This window comes from Atlantibacter subterraneus, from assembly GCF_007570865.1.
Lineage (GTDB): Bacteria > Pseudomonadota > Gammaproteobacteria > Enterobacterales > Enterobacteriaceae > Atlantibacter > Atlantibacter subterraneus.
Window position 1 is genome coordinate 216095 of record NZ_VLPS01000007.1, and the last position, 17927, is coordinate 234021.

The window sequence follows — 17927 nt, forward strand, 5'->3', positions numbered from 1 at the left end:
GTCAAAAAAGGGCCAAAGGCCCTTATTGTTGTTCTGGCGGCGTATAGCCTTCGATGTGTACGTCTTTCCCTTCGAACAGGAAGTTAATCATTTCCTGCTCCAGCAGCTTGCGGTGCTCCGGGTTCATCATGTTGAGTTTCTTTTCGTTAATCAGCATGGTTTGCTTGGTCTGCCACAGCTTCCACGCCTCTTTGGAAATCTCGTTATAGATGCGCTTACCCAAATCGCCCGGATAGAGTTGGAAATCCTGGCCTTCGGCGTCGCGCTGCAGGTAGGTACAAAAAATCGTTCTGCTCATCGTTAGTCCTCACTATCGTGGCGAAGGGGTTGTGTCACAACCGGCTCCGCATGTAATTGTTGCAACAAACGCTCAACCGGGGCGGCAAGCCCAACGGATGGCGGCTGTGCCAGGTTATACCAGAGTGCGCTCTCTTCCTCCACGCAAGACGCCTGCGAGGACACAGAAAGCCACATGGGTATGATATCCAGATGGAAGTGGCTGAAAGTATGGCGGAACGCGTTAAGCTGCGTCAGAGTATCGGCCTTAATGTTACGTTTCGCCAGCCACTCGCGCAGGCTCTGTTCGCTGTCAAACTGCGGGAAACAAAACAGCCCGCCCCATAACCCCACCGGCGGGCGTTGGGTCAGGCGCACGGTGTTGTCCTGCTGCATCAGCAGAAAATAGCCGACTTTCTCCGGCAGCACCTGCTTCGGTTTTTTACCCGGATAACGGGCCCAGCTTTGCGTGGCATAGGCCACACAGCCGAGCTGGAGCGGGCAAATCTCGCACTTCGGGCGCGAGCGGGTGCAGACCATCGCGCCTAAATCCATCATCGCCTGATTGAAGCGCTCCACGCCTTTGGCTGGGGTAACGGCTTCGCTCAGCGACCAGAGTTTTTTCTCTACCTCTTTCTTGCCCGGCCAGCCTTCCACGGCGTAGCAGCGCGCCAGCACGCGCTTGACGTTGCCATCCAGAATCGGAAAGTGCTGGCCCAGCGACAGTGACAAAATTGCGCCTGCGGTGGAACGGCCCACGCCGGGCAGCGCAGCGACGTCATCAAAGGTCTGCGGGAATATGCCGCCGTACTGTTCGGCGACCATTTTCGCCGCTTTATGCAGGTTGCGGGCGCGGGCGTAATAACCGAGCCCGGTCCACAGGTGCAGCACTTCGTCCAGCGGCGCGTTAGCCAGATCGGTGACGCCAGGGAAGCGCGCCATAAAGCGGGTAAAATAAGGAATAACCGTGGCAACTTGCGTTTGTTGCAGCATCACTTCAGACAGCCATACTTTGTAAGGCGTTTTTTCGATCTGCCAGGGGAGGGTCTTACGCCCATATTTGTCGTACCAGTCGAGCACCTGGCGAGAAAATTGCTGCGCTTGCATCATGAACGCGTGGCATCCTGCATAGAGTTTCAGGGCCCAGATTGCAGCACAGAGCGAAAAGGCTGTAAACCGGAACTTTCCTGTGCTTGCATCCCAGGACTATCTTTGGATAATGCCGGTTTGCTTTCCCATTCACTGACACAGATTGAAACCATGAATAACGACGTCATTTCACCGGAATTTGATGAAAGCGGCCGCCCGCTGCGCCGCATCCGCAGCTTTGTCCGCCGTCAGGGACGCCTGACTAAAGGCCAACAGCACGCGCTGGATAACTACTGGCCGGTGATGGGCGTTGAGTTCACTCCTGCACCGCTCGACTTTACCGCGCTGTTTGGCCGCACTGCGCCGGTTACCCTGGAAATTGGCTTTGGTATGGGTGCCTCGCTGGTGGCGATGGCAAAAGCCAATCCTCACCAGGATTTTCTGGGCATTGAAGTGCATTCCCCGGGCGTGGGCGCGTGCCTGAGCCTGGCGCATGAAGAGGGCGTGGAAAACCTGCGCGTGATGTGCCATGACGCGGTCGAAGTGCTGCAAACCATGATCCCGGATAATTCCCTGAATATGGTGCAGCTGTTCTTCCCGGATCCGTGGCATAAAGCGCGTCATAACAAGCGCCGTATCGTCCAGGCTCCGTTTGCGGAACTGGTGAAGAGCAAATTAAAGCTCGGCGGCGTGTTCCATATGGCGACCGACTGGGAACCTTATGCCGAACATATGCTCGAAGTGATGTCGTCTGTTGACGGTTATCAGAACCAGTCTGAAAACAACGACTACGTACCGCGCCCGGAATCGCGTCCGGTAACCAAATTTGAACAGCGTGGCCATCGTCTTGGTCACGGCGTATGGGACTTAATGTTCGAGAGGGTGAAATAATGGCAAAGAACCGCAGCCGTCGTTTGCGTAAAAAGATGCATATCGATGAGTTTCAGGAGTTGGGATTCTCGGTAGCCTGGCGTTTCCCGGAAGGCACCAGCGAAGAGGTGGTGGATAAAACCGTTGATGACCTGATCAACGAAGTGATCGAGCCAAACGGTCTGGCCTTTGACGGCAGTGGTTATCTCGCCTGGGAAGGACTGATCTGCAAGCAGGAAATCGGTAAGTGCACCGAAGAAGATCAAGCGCTGGTACGTAAGTGGCTTGAAGATCGCAAGCTCGAAGAGATCCGCTTGAGCGATCTTTTCGACGTGTGGTGGGATTGAGTTAATTGATAACGGGCCGAGATATTGGCCCGTTTTGCTTTATAGGGAGTCGATATGATGCGTAAAGCGCTTCTGGGCGCACTGCTGGTAACGGCAATGCAGGCTCAGGCCGAATACAAATGCAGCGTCACGCCGCGTGACGATGTGGTGCTCAGCCCGCAAACCGTGCAGGTGGTTGGCGAAAACGGCAACCTGGTGATTGGCCCCGACGGCAGCGTACAGTTTAACGGCCAGCAGAAAAACCTGACCGCCGCGCAGCGTCAGCAGGCGCTGAACTATCAGAAAGCCTTACGGACCGATTTACCGTGGATCCAGCAGGGCGCGTTAAGCCGCGTAGAGAAAGGACGCGTGGCGCTGGACCGGGTAATTACTCAGGAAGTCGGTGCAAGCAGCAATATGCGCAGTCGCCTGACCAGTCTTGATGCCCAACTCAAAACCCAAATGAACCGCATTATTGAGCAGCGCAGCGACGGACTGACGTTCCACTATAAAGCTATCGACCAGGTGCGTGCCGATGGTCAGCAGCTGGTAAACCAGGCGATGGGCGGCATCCTGCAGGACAGCATCAACGAAATGGGTGCCAAAGCGGTGCTGAAGGGCGGCGGTAATCCGTTGCAGGGCGTGCTGGGCAGCCTGGGCGGATTGCAGACGGCGATCCAGAACGAGTGGAAAACCCAGGAGCAGGACTTCCAGCAGTTTGGTCGTGATGTGTGCCAGCGCGTGATTTCCCTGGAAGATCAGCGCACGAAGCTGGTTACCAGCCTGAAATAAAGCGATCTGAATATGAAAAAACTACAGATTGCCGTGGGTATCATCCGCAACGCTGATAACGCGATTTTTATTACCCGTCGCGCCGCTGATGCCCACATGGCGAACAAGTGGGAGTTTCCCGGCGGCAAAATTGAAGCCGGCGAAACCCCGGAGCAGGCGCTGATCCGCGAACTGCAGGAAGAAGTCGGTATCGCCGCCGAACAGCCGTCACTTTACGAAACGCTGGAGTACGCCTTCCCGGACCGGCATATCACGCTGTGGTTTTACCTGGTCGAAGCGTGGCAGGGAGAGCCCTGGGGGAAAGAGGGGCAGCCAGGGGAATGGATTGCCTCCAGTGCGCTGGACGCGGCGGCGTTTCCACCTGCCAATGAGCCCGTGGTGGCACGCCTGATTGCGGATGCCCGCGCGCGTTAAGTTACCCGCGTATTAACAAACGGAGCCGGGGCGGTATTGTTGAATACCGCCCCGGTTTTTTATTAGCGATCCTGTTCGCTCCACTCGTCGCTGTCGTTTAAATCGCTCTGGCTGGGGATGCGTTTTTCTTCTGCCGCCCACTCGCCTAAGTCGATCAACTGACAGCGTTTAGAGCAAAACGGGCGAAACGGGCTGGTTTCGTTCCAGATAACCGGTTTGCCGCAGGTCGGGCAGTTTACCGTGGTGGTTTGCGTCATTTTGCCTCCTTAGCAACAGGCCAGTTCAAAATCCAGACGCTCAGGCACGCGGCCATTTTCGCTATCGATCGGCATAAAGCGGATGGCAAAGCGGCTCTTATGCCCGGAAATCTGCGGATACAGTTCGTCGTTCATATTCAGCTTCAGGCGCAGGAGATCCGCATCGTCGCCGTTATCCTGGAAGAAGCCGTTCAGGCTGGTCTGTTTGCGGAACGGCGCAGAGTGGCGAATAAGATCGAGCACTTTTTCCAGCGCGAAACGCAGCGGATCGAGGCTGCTGAACCAGCGGTTAACCTGGGCATCGCGTGCCTCCTGCGGCATATGCAGCCAGAAATGCAGGCTTGGTAAATCAAAACTGCAACAGCCGCCGGGGATACTGAGACGCTGGCGCACCAGGCCGATCAGACGGTCTTCACGCAGCGCCTGGCCCAGACGCGGCGCAGCCATCAGTACCACGCTGTGCTCTTTTAGTTCCTGGCGCAATGCGTGGATACGATCGTTATCCACGCCTGGTACTTCGGCCCAGTTCTGTAATTTGCGCTGTTGGCGTTCCAGCTCTTTCAGCATTTCGGTGCGGACATCGCCGCGCTCAAACACATCCATTAATTCACCGATATTGCGAAAAAAATGCAGGGCTGAAGCATGATCGGTCACGGTCAGGCGTGACATCACCTGTTGAATAAGAAACTCGATACGCAGCCAGGTGCGCATTTTTTCATTCAACGGGTGTTCAAAGAGAATGTGGTTGTGCATTACTGATTTTCCTGTTGCACGGCTTGTGCGGCCAGCTGCAAATAGCGTTGATGCAAGCGCTTCACCTCGGCATCAACGGCGTCTGGCCTGCCGCTATTGTCTATAACGTCATCGGCGACGGCTAAGCGCGCTGCGCGGCTTACCTGGGCGGCGATGATCTGTTCGGCATGCGTACGTGACACATTATCACGTTGCATAGTGCGGATTATCTGAGTTTCAGGATTGACATCGACTACCAGCACCCGGTCGGCTTTTTTATGCAGCTGGTTTTCCACTAACAGCGGAACCACCCACAACACGTAGTCAGATGTGGCGCGCGCCATTTGGTCCTGGGTTTCCTGATGGATCAGGGGGTGTAATAAGGCGTTGAGCCAGGCTTTTTCCGGTGGATTAGCAAAAATACGCTCGCGCAGTTCCCGGCGATTCAGGGTGCCGTCGGGCAGCAGCATCGCTGGGCCAAAATGTTGAACGATGGATTTTAGCGCGGGTTTTTCAGGTTCAACGACATTTCGGGCAATGATATCGGCATCAATAATGGTAATTCCCAGTTGCGCGAACTTGTTGGCTACGGTGGTTTTTCCACTTCCGATGCCGCCCGTTATCGCTACTGTGTAAACCATAAACCAATCCCAATTAATGTTTTAACAAGTTATCGCCTGTCTTTTCATGGCCTTGCAAAGGCTCGCGAAACAAGAAAAAAATCCCCTGTTCATGAAATGGCAATTTCTGCCTGGCGGCAGGTAAATTTATAGGATTGTAGCGTAAAAAAGAGCGTTTTCGCAGTCTTGCGGAGCCACAATTAGTGCGTATGATAGCGTCACTGGAGTTGGTAGTTGTACCGCCGCTTATATTTACGCGTTCATCGCCATTTACCAGGAATTCGCTCATGCGTATTGAAGAAGATCTGAAGTTAGGTTTCAAAGACGTTCTTATCCGCCCTAAACGCTCTACCCTCAAAAGCCGTTCCGATGTCGAACTGGCTCGTGAATTTACCTTCAAGCACTCTGGTATCCAATGGTCTGGCGTACCTGTTATTGCCGCTAATATGGACACGGTCGGCACCTTCGGCATGGCGAAAGCCCTGGCGGGGTTCGATATTCTGACGGCGGTGCACAAGCATTACTCCGTTGAAGAGTGGCAACAGTTTATCGATAGCGTGGATGCCAACGTGCTGAAGCATGCCATCGTTTCTACCGGTACCTCCGACGCCGATTTCGAGAAAACCAAACAGATCCTGGCGCTCAACCCGGGCCTGAATTTTGTCTGCATTGATGTAGCAAACGGTTATTCCGAACACTTCGTACAGTTTGTGACCAAAGCGCGTGAAGCCTGGCCGAACAAAGTGATCATCGCAGGCAACGTAGTGACCGGCGAGATGTGTGAAGAACTGATCCTCTCTGGTGCGGATATCGTTAAGGTCGGCATCGGTCCTGGCTCCGTATGCACCACTCGCGTGAAAACCGGCGTGGGCTATCCGCAGCTGTCCGCCGTGATTGAATGTGCTGACGCGGCCCACGGCCTGGGCGGCCAGATCATTAGCGACGGTGGTTGCACTACGCCAGGTGATGTAGCCAAAGCCTTCGGCGGCGGCGCGGACTTCGTGATGCTCGGCGGGATGCTGGCGGGCCACGACGAAAGCGGCGGCACCGTCGTGGAAGAGAACGGCGAAAAATTCATGCTGTTCTACGGCATGAGCTCGGAATCAGCGATGAACCGTCACGTTGGCGGCGTTGCTAAATACCGTGCTGCAGAAGGCAAAACCGTTAAGCTGCCGCTGCGTGGCCCGGTAGAATATACCGCGCTCGATATCCTGGGCGGCCTGCGCTCGGCCTGCACCTACGTGGGCGCGTCACGCCTGAAAGAGCTGACCAAGCGCACCACCTTTATCCGCGTTCAGGAACAAGAGAACCGCGTGTTCAACAGCCTGTAATTAGCTGGCTTAGCGCGACAAAGAGCAGAGGGGCGACCTTCTGCTTTTTTTATGCCGCTAGCCCGCGCCGCTCATGGCATCTCCCATCTGGAACACCGGTAAATACATGGCGATGACCAGCGTGCCGACGATCAGCCCAATCACCACCATCATCAGCGGTTCCAGCGTGGACGACAGTGAATCGGCCCGCTCGTGGGTTTGCCCGGTATGCCAGTGCGCCAGCCGCGCCAGCATCAAATCCATCGACCCGGTTTCTTCAGCGGTATAAATCAGCTGCCGACACAGCGGTGTAAAACCCTTTTCCTGTTCCAGCGTCTTCCAGAACGGTACGCCGTCGGCGATTTTCCGCATGATACGCTCCAGCATCTGCCGCCAGAACGGGGACGAGAGCGTTTGCACCACCGCCTCCAGCCCCTGCAACAGCGGCAAGCCCGCCTGCTGGGTCATAGCGAGAATGGTATAAATCTGGCTCAATCGCTGCCCGCGCACCAGTTCGCCCACCAGCGGCAGGCGCAGCAGCAGGTTTTGCTCCTGCCACTGCCAGTGTGGGTTACGGCGGCAGCGCAGGATAACGGTGATAAGCGTGGCCGTTATCAGCGCCAGCCAGTGCCCGCTGCCGGTGATAAAAGCAGAGAACGCCATCACGCCATGGGTTAACGCCGGTAGCGGGGCGTTAAAAGCGCGATAGATCGCCGCGAATTCCGGCAGCACGAACCCCGCCATACCGAGGGTGACCAGCAGCGCCATTACAAAGATGATGCCCGGATAGCGCAGCGCTTTGACCACCTTCTTTCGCAGCGCCTGTTGTTCCTCTTGCTGAAGCGCCAGCCGCTGGCAGCATTCGTCGAGCTTGCCGGTAATTTCCCCTGTGCGGATCAGAGCGATAAACAGCGGCGGAAACACCCCGGGCCACGCCTTTAACGCATCGGAAAACGGCACGCCCTGCGTCACCTGTTGAGCCAGCTCCTGTAACAGCGCCCGCCACTGCGCACGGGAATGCTGCTCCGCCAGCATCGCCAGCCCCTGGGGCAGGGCAATGCCCGCCTGTAACAGCGTCGCCAACTGGCGGATAAAATGGATTTTATAGGTCAGGTTCCAGTACTGGCGCGCAACGGTCTGGCGCTTCACCTTCAGGGGCCAGATATTTTGTTGGTACAACTGCTGAAGCGCCGTTGCACGATCTGCTGCCCAGGCCAAACCGCCGCAGGGTGTTCCCCCTTCGTCCAGGCCGCTCCACTGCCATAGGCGGCGCTCATTCATGGGGCATCCCCAGCACCCGGTAAACCTCCTGCAAAGTGGTCAGCCCTTGTTCCACCGCCTCCAGACCATGTTCAAACAGCGTTACCATGCCCAATTCGCGCGCCTGCTGTTCAATCTGCTGCGCTGAAGCGCCATCAACGATTGCCTGGCGTAACCCCGGCTCCAGCGTCAGCACTTCGAACAGCGCCACGCGCCCATAAAAGCCGGAATAGCACTGGGCGCAGCCTTTCGCTTCCCAGGCATAGAGCGGGCTCGACCAGAATGCATCCGGCAGGGACGCAGGCTGTGCTAAACGCACCCGGCAGTGCGGACATAACCTGCGCACCAGCCGCTGGGCGACAATGATTTCCAGCGCCGAGGCCAGCATCCAGCGCGCAATGCCCATTTGCTCCAGCCGCGTAATGGTCTCTACCGTGGAATTAGTATGCAGCGTTGATAGCACCAGATGGCCGGTTTGCGCGGCTTTGATGGCGATTTCGGCGGTTTCGCCATCGCGGATTTCGCCAACCATGACCACGTCCGGGTCCTGGCGCAACAGGGCGCGCAGTACGTTCTGGAAATTAAGCCCCGCTTTGGTATTGACCTGGGTCTGGTTCAGGCCGGACAGCGGAATTTCAATGGGATCTTCCACGCTGCACAGGTTGATCTCGGGGCTATTTAACGCGCCCAGCGCGCTATACAGGGTAATGGTCTTGCCGCTCCCCGTCGGGCCGGTCACCAGAATCAGGCCCTGCGGTGCGCTGATGGCGCGGTAAAAATCAGCCTGCTGGACCGGCAGCATACCCAGCGACTCGACGGCCAGCGGACGATCGCTTTGCTCAAGCAGCCGCAGCACCGCCTTTTCACCGCTTCGGCAGGGCAGAGTGGAGAGGCGAAAAGAGACCGGTTTCCCCTGTAGCGGCACCGAAAATTGCCCGTCCTGCGGCAATCTGCGTTCGGCGATATCCAGCTCGCCCAGCACTTTAAGCCGCGCCATCACCGCCTGCGCCAGCTCTGCTGGCAGAGTGGCGAAAGGGTGCAGCACGCCGTCAACCCTCAGCCGCACCCGCCAGTGGGCGTCACCGGGCTCAATATGAATATCGGAGGCGCGTCGCTTAAGCGCGTGCAGCAGGGTCTCATCAAGCCAGGCGACGGCGGACGTATTGTCGTCAGGCAGCGCGGGCTGCGCCTGCTGCTGGTGCTTTTCCAGCTGTTCGGCGCTCCAGCACTCAATTTTGATCTGCCGCTGCGTGGCAAAGCGCAGCGCATCCAGCAGCTCAATGCTCGGCCCTTCGCTAAGGGCGATGCGCACTTCAGCGTCAGTGAGATCCAGCAGTTGGGCATGATGGCGCTTGCACAGCGCCAGTATGAATTCACGATCCATGGCGCATCCTTATTCGGCGCTAAACCGGAAGGTTTCTTCGCAAGCCTGTTTCAGCGCGCCGTCGCTGCCGCTGTCGCAGCTGCGCTGCCAGCCGGTGACGCCTTCGCTGTTGCTCCAGACCGGTGTCAGCGTCACCGTTAGCCCGTTGAGGCTCTCCTGGCCGGTTAGCGTGACTTTGCCCGCCGCGATGCTCATGGCGGAAACGTAGCGCGTGGTTTTGGGAGAAGGGATGCCTTTGCTGCCGGCATCGCAACCGCCGATGCCGCCACTTTCAATAGCGCACAGCTCCACGGCGGTCCGGTACGGCACAAAGGTTTGCAGCATGTCCGTCAGCGCGGCTTTGCGCAGATAGTTCTGGTAGGCGGGGATACCGATGGCGCTGAGAATAGCGATGATGCCAATCACCACCATCAGCTCAATCAGGGTAAAACCGTGTTGTCTGTTCATAACTCGCTCCTTGATGTGGGGACGCCACTGTCGCAGAGCGCGAGAATGCAAACGAGTGCGAAATTACCGCTTTTGAAGCGGCTTTCCAGGCTATTTTAGCCGTTGCAGGTGGGAAACATTTAGCAGGAATACAGATCGCAAATTTCACTGGAGCCGGAGGCGTCCCCCCGGCTGGCGATCAGCGAAAACGCATCGACAGATCGAGCGCCTGAACGTGTTTGGTCAGCGCGCCGACGGAGATAAAGTCCACGCCGGTTTCCGCGAAGGTGCGCAGGGTCTCTTTGGTGACGTTGCCGGAAACTTCCAGACGCGCCTGGCCGTTGGTGCGTTTCACCGCTTCGCGCATATCGTCAACGGTGAAGTTATCCAGCATCACGATATCCGCGCCCGCTTTCAGGGCATCATCCAGCTCTTCCAGCGACTCCACCTCGACTTCCACCGGCACGTCCGGATGCAGCCAGAAGGCCTTTTCCACCGCCTTGCGCACCGATCCCGAGGCAATAATGTGGTTTTCTTTGATCAGAAACGCGTCGCTCAGGCCGAGACGATGGTTATTGCCGCCGCCGCACAGCACCGCGTATTTCAGCGCGGTACGCAGGCCGGGTATGGTTTTACGCGTATCCAGCAGTTGGGTTTGAGTGCCTTCGAGCAAATCGACATAGCTGCGCACCAGGCTGGCGACGCCGGAAAGGGTTTGCACGAAATTGAGCGCGGTGCGCTCGCCGGTCAGCAGGATACGCGACGGGCCTTTCAACTCAAACAGCGGCTGGTTGGGCACCAGACTGTCGCCATCTTTTACGTGCCAGGTGACGTCCACGTCGCCGCCCAGCTGGATAAACACCTCTTCGACCCAACGCTTGCCGCAAAACACCCCGGCTTCGCGGGTGATCACCACTGCATGGGATTGCTGGTCTTCAGGCAGCAGTTGCGCCGTAATATCGTTGTTGGCGTCAACTTCACCGCCCAGGTCTTCACGCAGCGCGGTGGCGATAATTTGCGGGATATCACGATTGATGCGATCGAGCAGAACGTCACGTCGATGATCGGGATTATAACGGCGAGGCGACATCATAAAACTCCAAATTGGTGGCTAATCCTGAGAGGTAAACATGCTACTCTGAAGCGTGTTTCAGCACCATAAAAAGGAGGTCTCCGCATGCAGGTTAACGGGGGCTGGCTACAGGGAGTGAGGCATCAGTGCTCGCCTCATCAGGATAGTCGGCCAGATGATGAACAACCTGGATTACTGGTGGTACACAATATCAGTTTGCCGCCGGGTGAATTTGGCGGGCCGTGGATCGATGCGCTGTTCGCCGGAACCTTAGATCCCGACGCCCATCCTTACTTCGCTGACATCGCCCATTTGCGCGTATCCGCGCATTGTCTGATTCGCCGCGACGGTGAAATCGTTCAGTATGTCCCCTTTGATAAGCGCGCCTGGCATGCGGGCGTCTCTGTGTATCAGGGCCGCGAACGCTGCAACGACTTTTCTATTGGTATTGAGCTGGAAGGCACCGATACCTTGCCCTATACCGATGCGCAGTACCAGCAACTGGCAGCGCTGACGCGTACGCTTATCGAACAGTATCCGAACATTGCCCGACATATGACCGGGCACAGCGATATCGCGCCGACGCGCAAAACCGATCCCGGCCCGGCGTTCGACTGGCAACGCTTTCGTGCCCTGGTCGACTGCCCGACAAATAAGGAGGTGTCATGACGTTATTCACCTTGCTGCTGGTGCTTATCGCCGAGCGCTTATTCAAGCTGGGCGAGCACTGGCAACTGGACAGCCGTCTGGAAGGCGTCTTCCGCCGGATCCACCATTTTTCCTGGTGGCGGACGATCGGCATGACGCTGCTGGCCATGCTGATTGTCTGGCTCTGCCTGCGCGCCCTGTACGGGCTGTTTTTCAATGTGCCGCTGCTGGTGTTCTGGATTTTACTGGCGCTGCTGTGCATCGGGGCAGGGCAGGTGCGTCTGCACTATCATGCCTATCTGAAAGCGGCGAGCCAGGGCGACAGCCATGCCAGAGATGCGATGTCGGCAGAGCTGACGCTGATCCACGGCGTTCCGCACGACTGCGACGAGCGCGACTATCTGCGCGAACTGCAAAACGCGCTGCTGTGGATTAACTTCCGTTTTTATCTGGCACCGCTGTTCTGGTTTATCGTTGGCGGGATTTGGGGACCGGTGTTATTGACCGGATACGCCTTCCTGCGCGCCTGGCAATCCTGGCTGGCGCGCCACCATTCGCCGCAGCAGCGTCTTTATTCTGGCGTAGACAGCATTTTGCACGTGCTGGACTGGGTGCCGGTACGTCTGGCGGGCGTGGTGTATGCCCTGTTGGGCCATGGCGAACGGGCACTGCCCGCGTGGTTCGCGTCGCTGGCCGATCGTCATACGTCGCAGTATCAGGTGCTGACGCGTCTGGCGCAGTTCTCACTGGCACGCGAGCCGCATCTGGATAAGATCGAAACCCCGAAAGCGGCGGTATCAATGGCCAGGAAAACGACGCTGGTGATTGTGGTGGTGGTCGCGCTGCTAACGATTTACGGCACGCTGGTGTAACAGCGGCTTTAGCAATAAAAAATGCCTGGGGAAACCCAGGCATTTTTCGTTATAGCGGAGCGTAATTAGTGCGCTTTCGCGACCTTCGCGCCTTTTTGTTTAAACATATAACCTACGCCCAGGATCACCAGCCATACCGGGATAAGGTAGACGGAAATCGCCATGCCCGGGGTCATCAGCATGATGATCAGTACCGCCGCCATAAAGGCCAGGCACAGCCAGTTGCCCATCGGGTAGAAGATAGCCGGGAAGCGGGTTTTAACGCCCTGCTGCTGTTTAGCGCGACGGAATTTCATGTGCGCCAGGCTGATCATCGCCCAGTTGATCACCAGGGCGGAAACCACCAGCGCCATCAGCAGGCCGAAAGCCTCTTCCGGTGCGAAGTAGTTAATCAGTACGCACAGCGCGGTAAACAGCGAGGAGATCAGAATGGTGTTCACCGGCACGCCGCGCTTATCCACTTTTTGCAGCATTTTCGGCGCGTTGCCCTGTTGCGCCAGGCCGAACAGCATACGGCTGTTGCAGTATACGCAACTGTTATAGACCGACAGCGCCGCCGTCAGCACCACGATGTTAAGCGCGTTCGCCACCAGCGCGTCGCCCAGCTCATGGAAGATAAACACGAACGGGCTGGTGTCGGCGGTGACGCGCGACCATGGCATCAGCGACAGCAGTACCGCCAGAGAGCCCACATAGAAAATCAGAATACGGTAAATTACCTGATTGGTGGCTTTCGGGATGCTTTCTTCCGGGTTATCGGCTTCAGCGGCGGTAATGCCCACCAGCTCCAGCCCGCCGAAGGAAAACATAATAATCGCCATCATCATTACCAGCCCCGAGATGCCGTGCGGCAGGAAGCCGCCCTGTTCCCACAGGTTGCGTACCGTAGCCTGCGGGCCCGCCGTGCCGCTGAACAGCAGCCAGCCGCCAAACAGGATCATGCCGATAACCGCGATAACTTTGATGATGGCAAACCAGAATTCCATCTCGCCGAACACTTTTACGTTGGTCAGGTTGATGGCGTTGATCAGCACGAAGAAGACGGCAGCAGAGACCCACGTTGGGATTTCCGGCCACCAGAACTGAATGTATTTCCCTACGGCGGTCAGTTCCGCCATAGCAACCAGAACGTACAGTACCCAGTAGTTCCATCCGGAAGCGAAGCCCGCAAATCCGCCCCAGTATTTATAAGCGAAGTGGCTGAAGGAACCTGCAACAGGTTCTTCGACTACCATTTCGCCCAATTGACGCATAATCAAAAAGGCAATAAAACCCGCAATGGCGTAGCCCAGGATAATACCTGGCCCTGCGGACTGGATAACAGAGGCGCTGCCCAGAAACAGGCCCGTGCCGATTGCTCCTCCCAGCGCGATAAGCTGAATATGGCGGTTTTTCAGGCCGCGCTTCAGCGTGTCGTGTTGACCTTCCATCATAGAACCTCGTGAGTGATCATAATCGGTGTGAATTTTCACCGTTGTAAGTTGTATATTCCGATAGGTGTATTTTTTTATTTACGAAGTGGAAGGCTTAATTTTCCCTATTCCTCTACCACAGCGCCAAGAATAGTGGTAAGCGCAGTTGAATGCACCTGCTTTTAACGCGGATGCAGAAGAAGTGAATAAAAAGAAACCATTTGTAAATCGCCTCGTTATTATTCTTTCCCGCCTGCTTTTTCAATTTATACGCAAATTACGCATTTATATTCATATTTTAATCTGATGAATCGGTTCAGATCGCAAATATTGACGTTTCACTAAAGTTAAAACTACTTCTTTGGAGGTAAATACCTCATTTGTGCAAAGTTACATTAATGAAACGTTATTTCTGTAGGGTTGTTAAAATGTGGCTGCTTTACTGATTTCAATCAAAACCGGGATGGACAGAAGGTGAATACTTTGTTACTTTAGCGTCACGAATGTGAAATTGGTCATACCAATTGACTCCGGGCTAATGGCAGAGACAGGGAATAATGGCCTACAGCAAAATCCGCCAACCAAAACTATCCGATGTGATTGAGCAGCAACTGGAGTTTCTCATCCTGGAAGGGACCTTGCGTCCTGGCGAAAAACTCCCACCGGAACGCGAACTGGCGAAACAGTTCGACGTATCGCGTCCTTCACTGCGAGAGGCAATTCAGCGTCTCGAAGCCAAAGGATTACTGCTTCGTCGCCAGGGAGGCGGGACATTTGTTCAAAGCACACTATGGCAGAGCTTCAGCGACCCGCTGGTCGAGCTACTGACCGATCACCCTGAATCTCAATTTGATCTGCTGGAAACCCGTCATGCCCTCGAGGGCATCGCCGCGTATTACGCCGCGCTTCGCAGCACTGACGAAGACCTTGAGCGTATCCGTGAACTCCACCAGGCCATTGAGCTTGCCCAGCAATCCGGCGACCTGGATGCCGAATCCGACGCCGTAATGCAGTATCAAATCGCAGTCACCGAAGCTGCACACAACGTTGTGCTACTACACTTACTGCGCTGCATGGAGCCAATGCTGGCCCAAAACGTTCGACAGAATTTTGAATTGCTGTATGCCCGCCGGGAGATGCTCCCGCTGGTAAGCAACCATCGTTCTCGTATATTCGAGGCGATTATGGCGAGAGAGCCGGAGCAGGCGCGAGAAGCGTCGCATCGCCATCTCGCTTTTATTGAGGAGATATTGCTGGACCGCAGCCGTGAGCACAGTCGTCGTGAACGCTCACTGCGCCGCCTACAGCAACGAAAGGACTAAGCGCTTTTTCCGGCTCGTCAGAGTAAGAAAACAGTGCGAATTGAGCGCCAACTTTTAGAGCGCGGCAACTAAACGCAGAACCTGTCTTATTGTGTTTTTGTGAGCAGTAACCCCGTGAAAATACAATGGGACAGGTTCCAGCTAAATCAACGTATTAGATAGATAAGGAATACCCCCCATGTCAGAACGTTTACAAAATGACGTGGATCCGATTGAAACTCGCGACTGGCTACAGGCGATCGAATCGGTAATCCGTGAAGAAGGTGTTGAGCGTGCTCAGTATCTGATTGACCAGCTCCTGAGCGAAGCCCGTAAAGGAGGCGTACAGGTTGCCGCTGGTACCGGAGCTGGCAACTACATCAACACTATTGCCGTTGAAGATGAACCGGAATACCCGGGGAATCTGGAGCTGGAACGTCGTATTCGCTCGGCTATTCGCTGGAACGCCATCATGACCGTGCTGCGCGCGTCTAAAAAAGACCTGGAGCTTGGCGGCCACATGGCGTCCTTCCAGTCTTCCGCGACCGTATATGATGTGTGCTTCAACCACTTCTTCCGCGCCCGCAACGACAAAGACGGCGGCGACCTGGTGTACTTCCAGGGCCACATCTCTCCAGGCGTTTACGCACGTGCTTTCCTGGAAGGCCGTCTGACCGAAGAGCAGATGAACAACTTCCGTCAGGAAGTGCATGGCAATGGTCTGTCTTCTTACCCACACCCGAAACTGATGCCGGAATTCTGGCAGTTCCCGACCGTATCCATGGGCCTGGGCCCGATCGGCGCGATCTATCAGGCTAAATTCCTGAAGTATCTGGAACACCGCGGTCTGAAAGACACCTCCCAGCAAACCGTTTACGCCTTCCTGGGCGACGGCGAGATGGATGAGCCGGAATCCAAAGGCGCGATCACTATCGCGACCCGTGAAAAACTGGATAACCTGGTGTTCGTCATCAACTGTAACCTGCAACGTCTGGATGGCCCGGTAACCGGTAACGGCAAGATCGTTAACGAACTGGAAGGCATCTTCGCAGGCGCTGGCTGGAACGTTATCAAGGTGATGTGGGGTTCTCGTTGGGACGAGCTGCTGCGTAAAGACACCAGCGGTAAACTGATCCAGCTGATGAACGAAACCGTTGACGGCGACTATCAGACCTTCAAATCCAAAAACGGCGCGTACGTTCGCGAGCACTTCTTCGGTAAATACCCGGAAACTGCCGCACTGGTTGCCGACTGGACTGACGATCAGATTTGGGCCCTGAACCGTGGCGGCCACGATCCGAAGAAAATCTACGCTGCATTCAAAAAAGCGCAGGAAACCAAAGGCAAAGCGACCGTTATCCTGGCCCATACCGTTAAAGGCTATGGCATGGGTGATACCGCCGAAGGTAAAAACATCGCTCACCAGGTGAAGAAAATGAACATGGACGGCGTGCGTTATATCCGCGACCGTTTCAATGTGCCGGTGACCGACGAGCAGGTAGAAAAACTGTCTTACATCACCTTCCCGGAAGGTTCTGAAGAACACAAATACCTGCACGGTCAGCGTGAAAAGCTGCACGGCTACCTGCCGAGCCGCATTCCGAACTTCACTGAGAAGCTGGAACTGCCGAAGCTGGAAGATTTCCAACAGCTGCTGGAAGAGCAGAACAAAGAAATTTCCACCACCATCGCTTTCGTTCGTGCCCTGAACGTGATGCTGAAGAACCCGTCTATTAAAGACCGTCTGGTTCCGATCATCGCTGACGAAGCGCGTACCTTTGGTATGGAAGGTCTGTTCCGTCAGATCGGTATTTACAGCCCGAACGGCCAGCAGTACACCCCGCAGGACCGTGAGCAGGTTGCATACTACAAAGAAGACGAGAAAGGCCAGATCCTGCAGGAAGGCATCAACGAGCTGGGCGCAGGGTCTTCCTGGCTGGCGGCGGCGACCTCCTACAGCACCAACGATCTGCCGATGATCCCGTTCTACATCTACTACTCCATGTTCGGTTTCCAGCGTATCGGCGACCTGTGCTGGGCAGCAGGTGACCAACAGGCGCGCGGCTTCCTGATCGGCGGTACTTCCGGTCGTACCACGCTGAACGGCGAAGGTCTGCAGCACGAAGATGGCCACAGCCACATTCAGTCGCTGACTATCCCGAACTGTATCTCTTACGATCCGTCTTACGCCTACGAAGTTGCTGTGATCATGCACGATGGTCTGCAACGCATGTACGGTGAAGCGCAAGAGAACATTTACTACTACATCACCACCCTGAACGAAAACTACCACATGCCGGCAATGCCGGAAGGTGCCGAGGAAGGTATCCGTAAAGGTATCTACAAACTCGAAACTCTCGAAGGTAGCAAAGGTAAAGTTCAGCTGCTGGGCTCCGGTTCTATCCTGCGTCACGTGCGTGAAGCGGCAGAGATCCTGGCGAAAGACTACGGCGTGGGCTCCGATGTTTACAGCGTGACCTCCTTCACCGAACTGGCGCGTGATGGCCAGGATTGCGAGCGCTGGAACATGCTGCACCCGCTGGAAACCCCGCGTGTTCCGTACATCGCTCAGGTGATGAACGACGCGCCGGCAGTGGCTTCCACTGACTATATGAAACTGTTTGCTGAACAGGTTCGTACTTATGTACCGGCTGATGATTACCGCGTACTGGGTACCGACGGTTTCGGCCGCTCTGACAGCCGTGAAAACCTGCGTCACCACTTCGAAGTTGATGCTTCCTACGTGGTAGTAGCGGCCCTGGGCGAACTGGCTAAACGTGGCGAAATCGATAAGAAAGTGGTTGCCGACGCAATCACCAAATTCAACATCGATGCAGAAAAAGTTAACCCGCGTCTGGCGTAAGAG

Annotated in this window: 19 protein-coding genes; 9 read left to right on the forward strand and 10 right to left on the reverse strand. The window is 55.9% G+C overall.

What is annotated here, in order from left to right:
• Positions 1–22: 22 nt before the first annotated feature.
• Together FND52_RS14325 and mutY are read right to left on the reverse strand one after the other, a co-directional pair.
• Positions 23–298 carry an oxidative damage protection protein gene (locus FND52_RS14325; protein ID WP_144131491.1) on the reverse strand — a complete coding sequence of 92 codons (276 nt, stop codon included), beginning with the start codon at positions 296–298 and terminating at the stop codon, positions 23–25.
• 2 nt (positions 299–300) lie between these two features.
• Positions 301–1386 carry an A/G-specific adenine glycosylase gene (gene mutY, locus FND52_RS14330; protein WP_144131493.1) on the reverse strand — a complete coding sequence of 362 codons (1086 nt, stop codon included), beginning with the start codon at positions 1384–1386 and terminating at the stop codon, positions 301–303.
• A 150-nt stretch (positions 1387–1536) separates the two neighbouring features.
• Between mutY and trmB the strand changes: the two genes are divergently transcribed.
• From trmB to mutT, 4 genes are read left to right on the forward strand one after another with little or no spacing between them, the layout of a single operon-like run.
• Entirely contained in the window at positions 1537–2256 is a 720-nt protein-coding gene (trmB, locus tag FND52_RS14335; RefSeq protein WP_125293796.1) for a tRNA (guanosine(46)-N7)-methyltransferase TrmB, read from the forward strand.
• Positions 2256–2582, forward strand: coding sequence for a YggL family protein (locus FND52_RS14340; protein ID WP_125293668.1), 327 nt, complete (start codon positions 2256–2258; stop codon positions 2580–2582). Before trmB ends, FND52_RS14340 begins: the two co-directional genes overlap by 1 nt.
• Positions 2583–2636: 54 nt before the next feature.
• Positions 2637–3353 carry a YggN family protein gene (locus FND52_RS14345; protein WP_144131495.1) on the forward strand — a complete coding sequence of 239 codons (717 nt, stop codon included), beginning with the start codon at positions 2637–2639 and terminating at the stop codon, positions 3351–3353.
• Positions 3354–3365: 12 nt separating this feature from the next.
• Complete coding sequence (mutT, locus tag FND52_RS14350) at positions 3366–3767, forward strand: 8-oxo-dGTP diphosphatase MutT (protein ID WP_125293666.1); 402 nt, start codon at positions 3366–3368, stop codon at positions 3765–3767.
• A 62-nt stretch (positions 3768–3829) separates the two neighbouring features.
• Here the strand turns inward: mutT and yacG are convergent, their stop codons facing one another.
• The 3 genes from yacG to coaE are packed head-to-tail and all read right to left on the reverse strand — an operon-like array spanning position 3830 to position 5397.
• Positions 3830–4024: a DNA gyrase inhibitor YacG gene (yacG, locus tag FND52_RS14355; RefSeq protein ID WP_125293665.1), complete on the reverse strand. Its 195-nt coding sequence runs from the start codon at positions 4022–4024 to the stop codon at positions 3830–3832.
• A 9-nt stretch (positions 4025–4033) separates the two neighbouring features.
• Positions 4034–4777, reverse strand: coding sequence for a cell division protein ZapD (zapD, locus tag FND52_RS14360; protein WP_125293664.1), 744 nt, complete (start codon positions 4775–4777; stop codon positions 4034–4036).
• Positions 4777–5397, reverse strand: coding sequence for a dephospho-CoA kinase (gene coaE, locus FND52_RS14365; protein WP_144131497.1), 621 nt, complete (start codon positions 5395–5397; stop codon positions 4777–4779). Before coaE ends, zapD begins: the two co-directional genes overlap by 1 nt.
• Before the next feature lie 266 nt (positions 5398–5663).
• Between coaE and FND52_RS14370 the strand changes: the two genes are divergently transcribed.
• Complete coding sequence (locus tag FND52_RS14370) at positions 5664–6707, forward strand: GMP reductase (protein ID WP_125293662.1); 1044 nt, start codon at positions 5664–5666, stop codon at positions 6705–6707.
• Positions 6708–6764: 57 nt separating this feature from the next.
• Here FND52_RS14370 and hofC read toward each other — a convergent pair whose 3' ends face one another.
• The 4 genes from hofC to nadC form a co-directional block, all read right to left on the reverse strand.
• Entirely contained in the window at positions 6765–7967 is a 1203-nt protein-coding gene (gene hofC, locus FND52_RS14375) for a protein transport protein HofC (RefSeq protein ID WP_144131499.1), read from the reverse strand.
• Positions 7960–9330, reverse strand: a complete 1371-nt coding sequence (gspE, locus tag FND52_RS14380) for a type II secretion system protein GspE (protein ID WP_125293660.1) — start codon at positions 9328–9330, stop codon at positions 7960–7962. The genes hofC and gspE overlap by 8 nt, the downstream gene beginning before the upstream one ends.
• A gap of 9 nt (positions 9331–9339) precedes the next feature.
• Positions 9340–9777: a prepilin peptidase-dependent pilin gene (gene ppdD / locus FND52_RS14385; protein ID WP_144131500.1), complete on the reverse strand. Its 438-nt coding sequence runs from the start codon at positions 9775–9777 to the stop codon at positions 9340–9342.
• A gap of 178 nt (positions 9778–9955) precedes the next feature.
• Positions 9956–10846, reverse strand: a complete 891-nt coding sequence (gene nadC / locus FND52_RS14390) for a carboxylating nicotinate-nucleotide diphosphorylase (protein ID WP_144131577.1) — start codon at positions 10844–10846, stop codon at positions 9956–9958.
• A gap of 87 nt (positions 10847–10933) precedes the next feature.
• Here nadC and ampD point away from each other — a divergent pair, with 87 nt between their 5' ends.
• Positions 10934–11497 carry a 1,6-anhydro-N-acetylmuramyl-L-alanine amidase AmpD gene (gene ampD, locus FND52_RS14395; RefSeq protein WP_144131501.1) on the forward strand — a complete coding sequence of 188 codons (564 nt, stop codon included), beginning with the start codon at positions 10934–10936 and terminating at the stop codon, positions 11495–11497.
• Positions 11494–12348, forward strand: a complete 855-nt coding sequence (gene ampE / locus FND52_RS14400; RefSeq protein WP_125293656.1) for a beta-lactamase regulator AmpE — start codon at positions 11494–11496, stop codon at positions 12346–12348. The genes ampD and ampE overlap by 4 nt, the downstream gene beginning before the upstream one ends.
• A gap of 65 nt (positions 12349–12413) precedes the next feature.
• Here the strand turns inward: ampE and aroP are convergent, their stop codons facing one another.
• Positions 12414–13781: an aromatic amino acid transporter AroP gene (aroP, locus tag FND52_RS14405; protein WP_125293655.1), complete on the reverse strand. Its 1368-nt coding sequence runs from the start codon at positions 13779–13781 to the stop codon at positions 12414–12416.
• 536 nt (positions 13782–14317) lie between these two features.
• Between aroP and pdhR the strand changes: the two genes are divergently transcribed.
• Positions 14318–15082 carry a pyruvate dehydrogenase complex transcriptional repressor PdhR gene (gene pdhR / locus FND52_RS14410; RefSeq protein WP_125293654.1) on the forward strand — a complete coding sequence of 255 codons (765 nt, stop codon included), beginning with the start codon at positions 14318–14320 and terminating at the stop codon, positions 15080–15082.
• Between the two features lie 178 nt (positions 15083–15260).
• On the forward strand, positions 15261–17924 hold the full coding sequence (gene aceE / locus FND52_RS14415; RefSeq protein WP_125293653.1) for a pyruvate dehydrogenase (acetyl-transferring), homodimeric type: 2664 nt from the start codon (positions 15261–15263) through the stop codon (positions 17922–17924).
• Positions 17925–17927 lie beyond the last annotated feature (3 nt).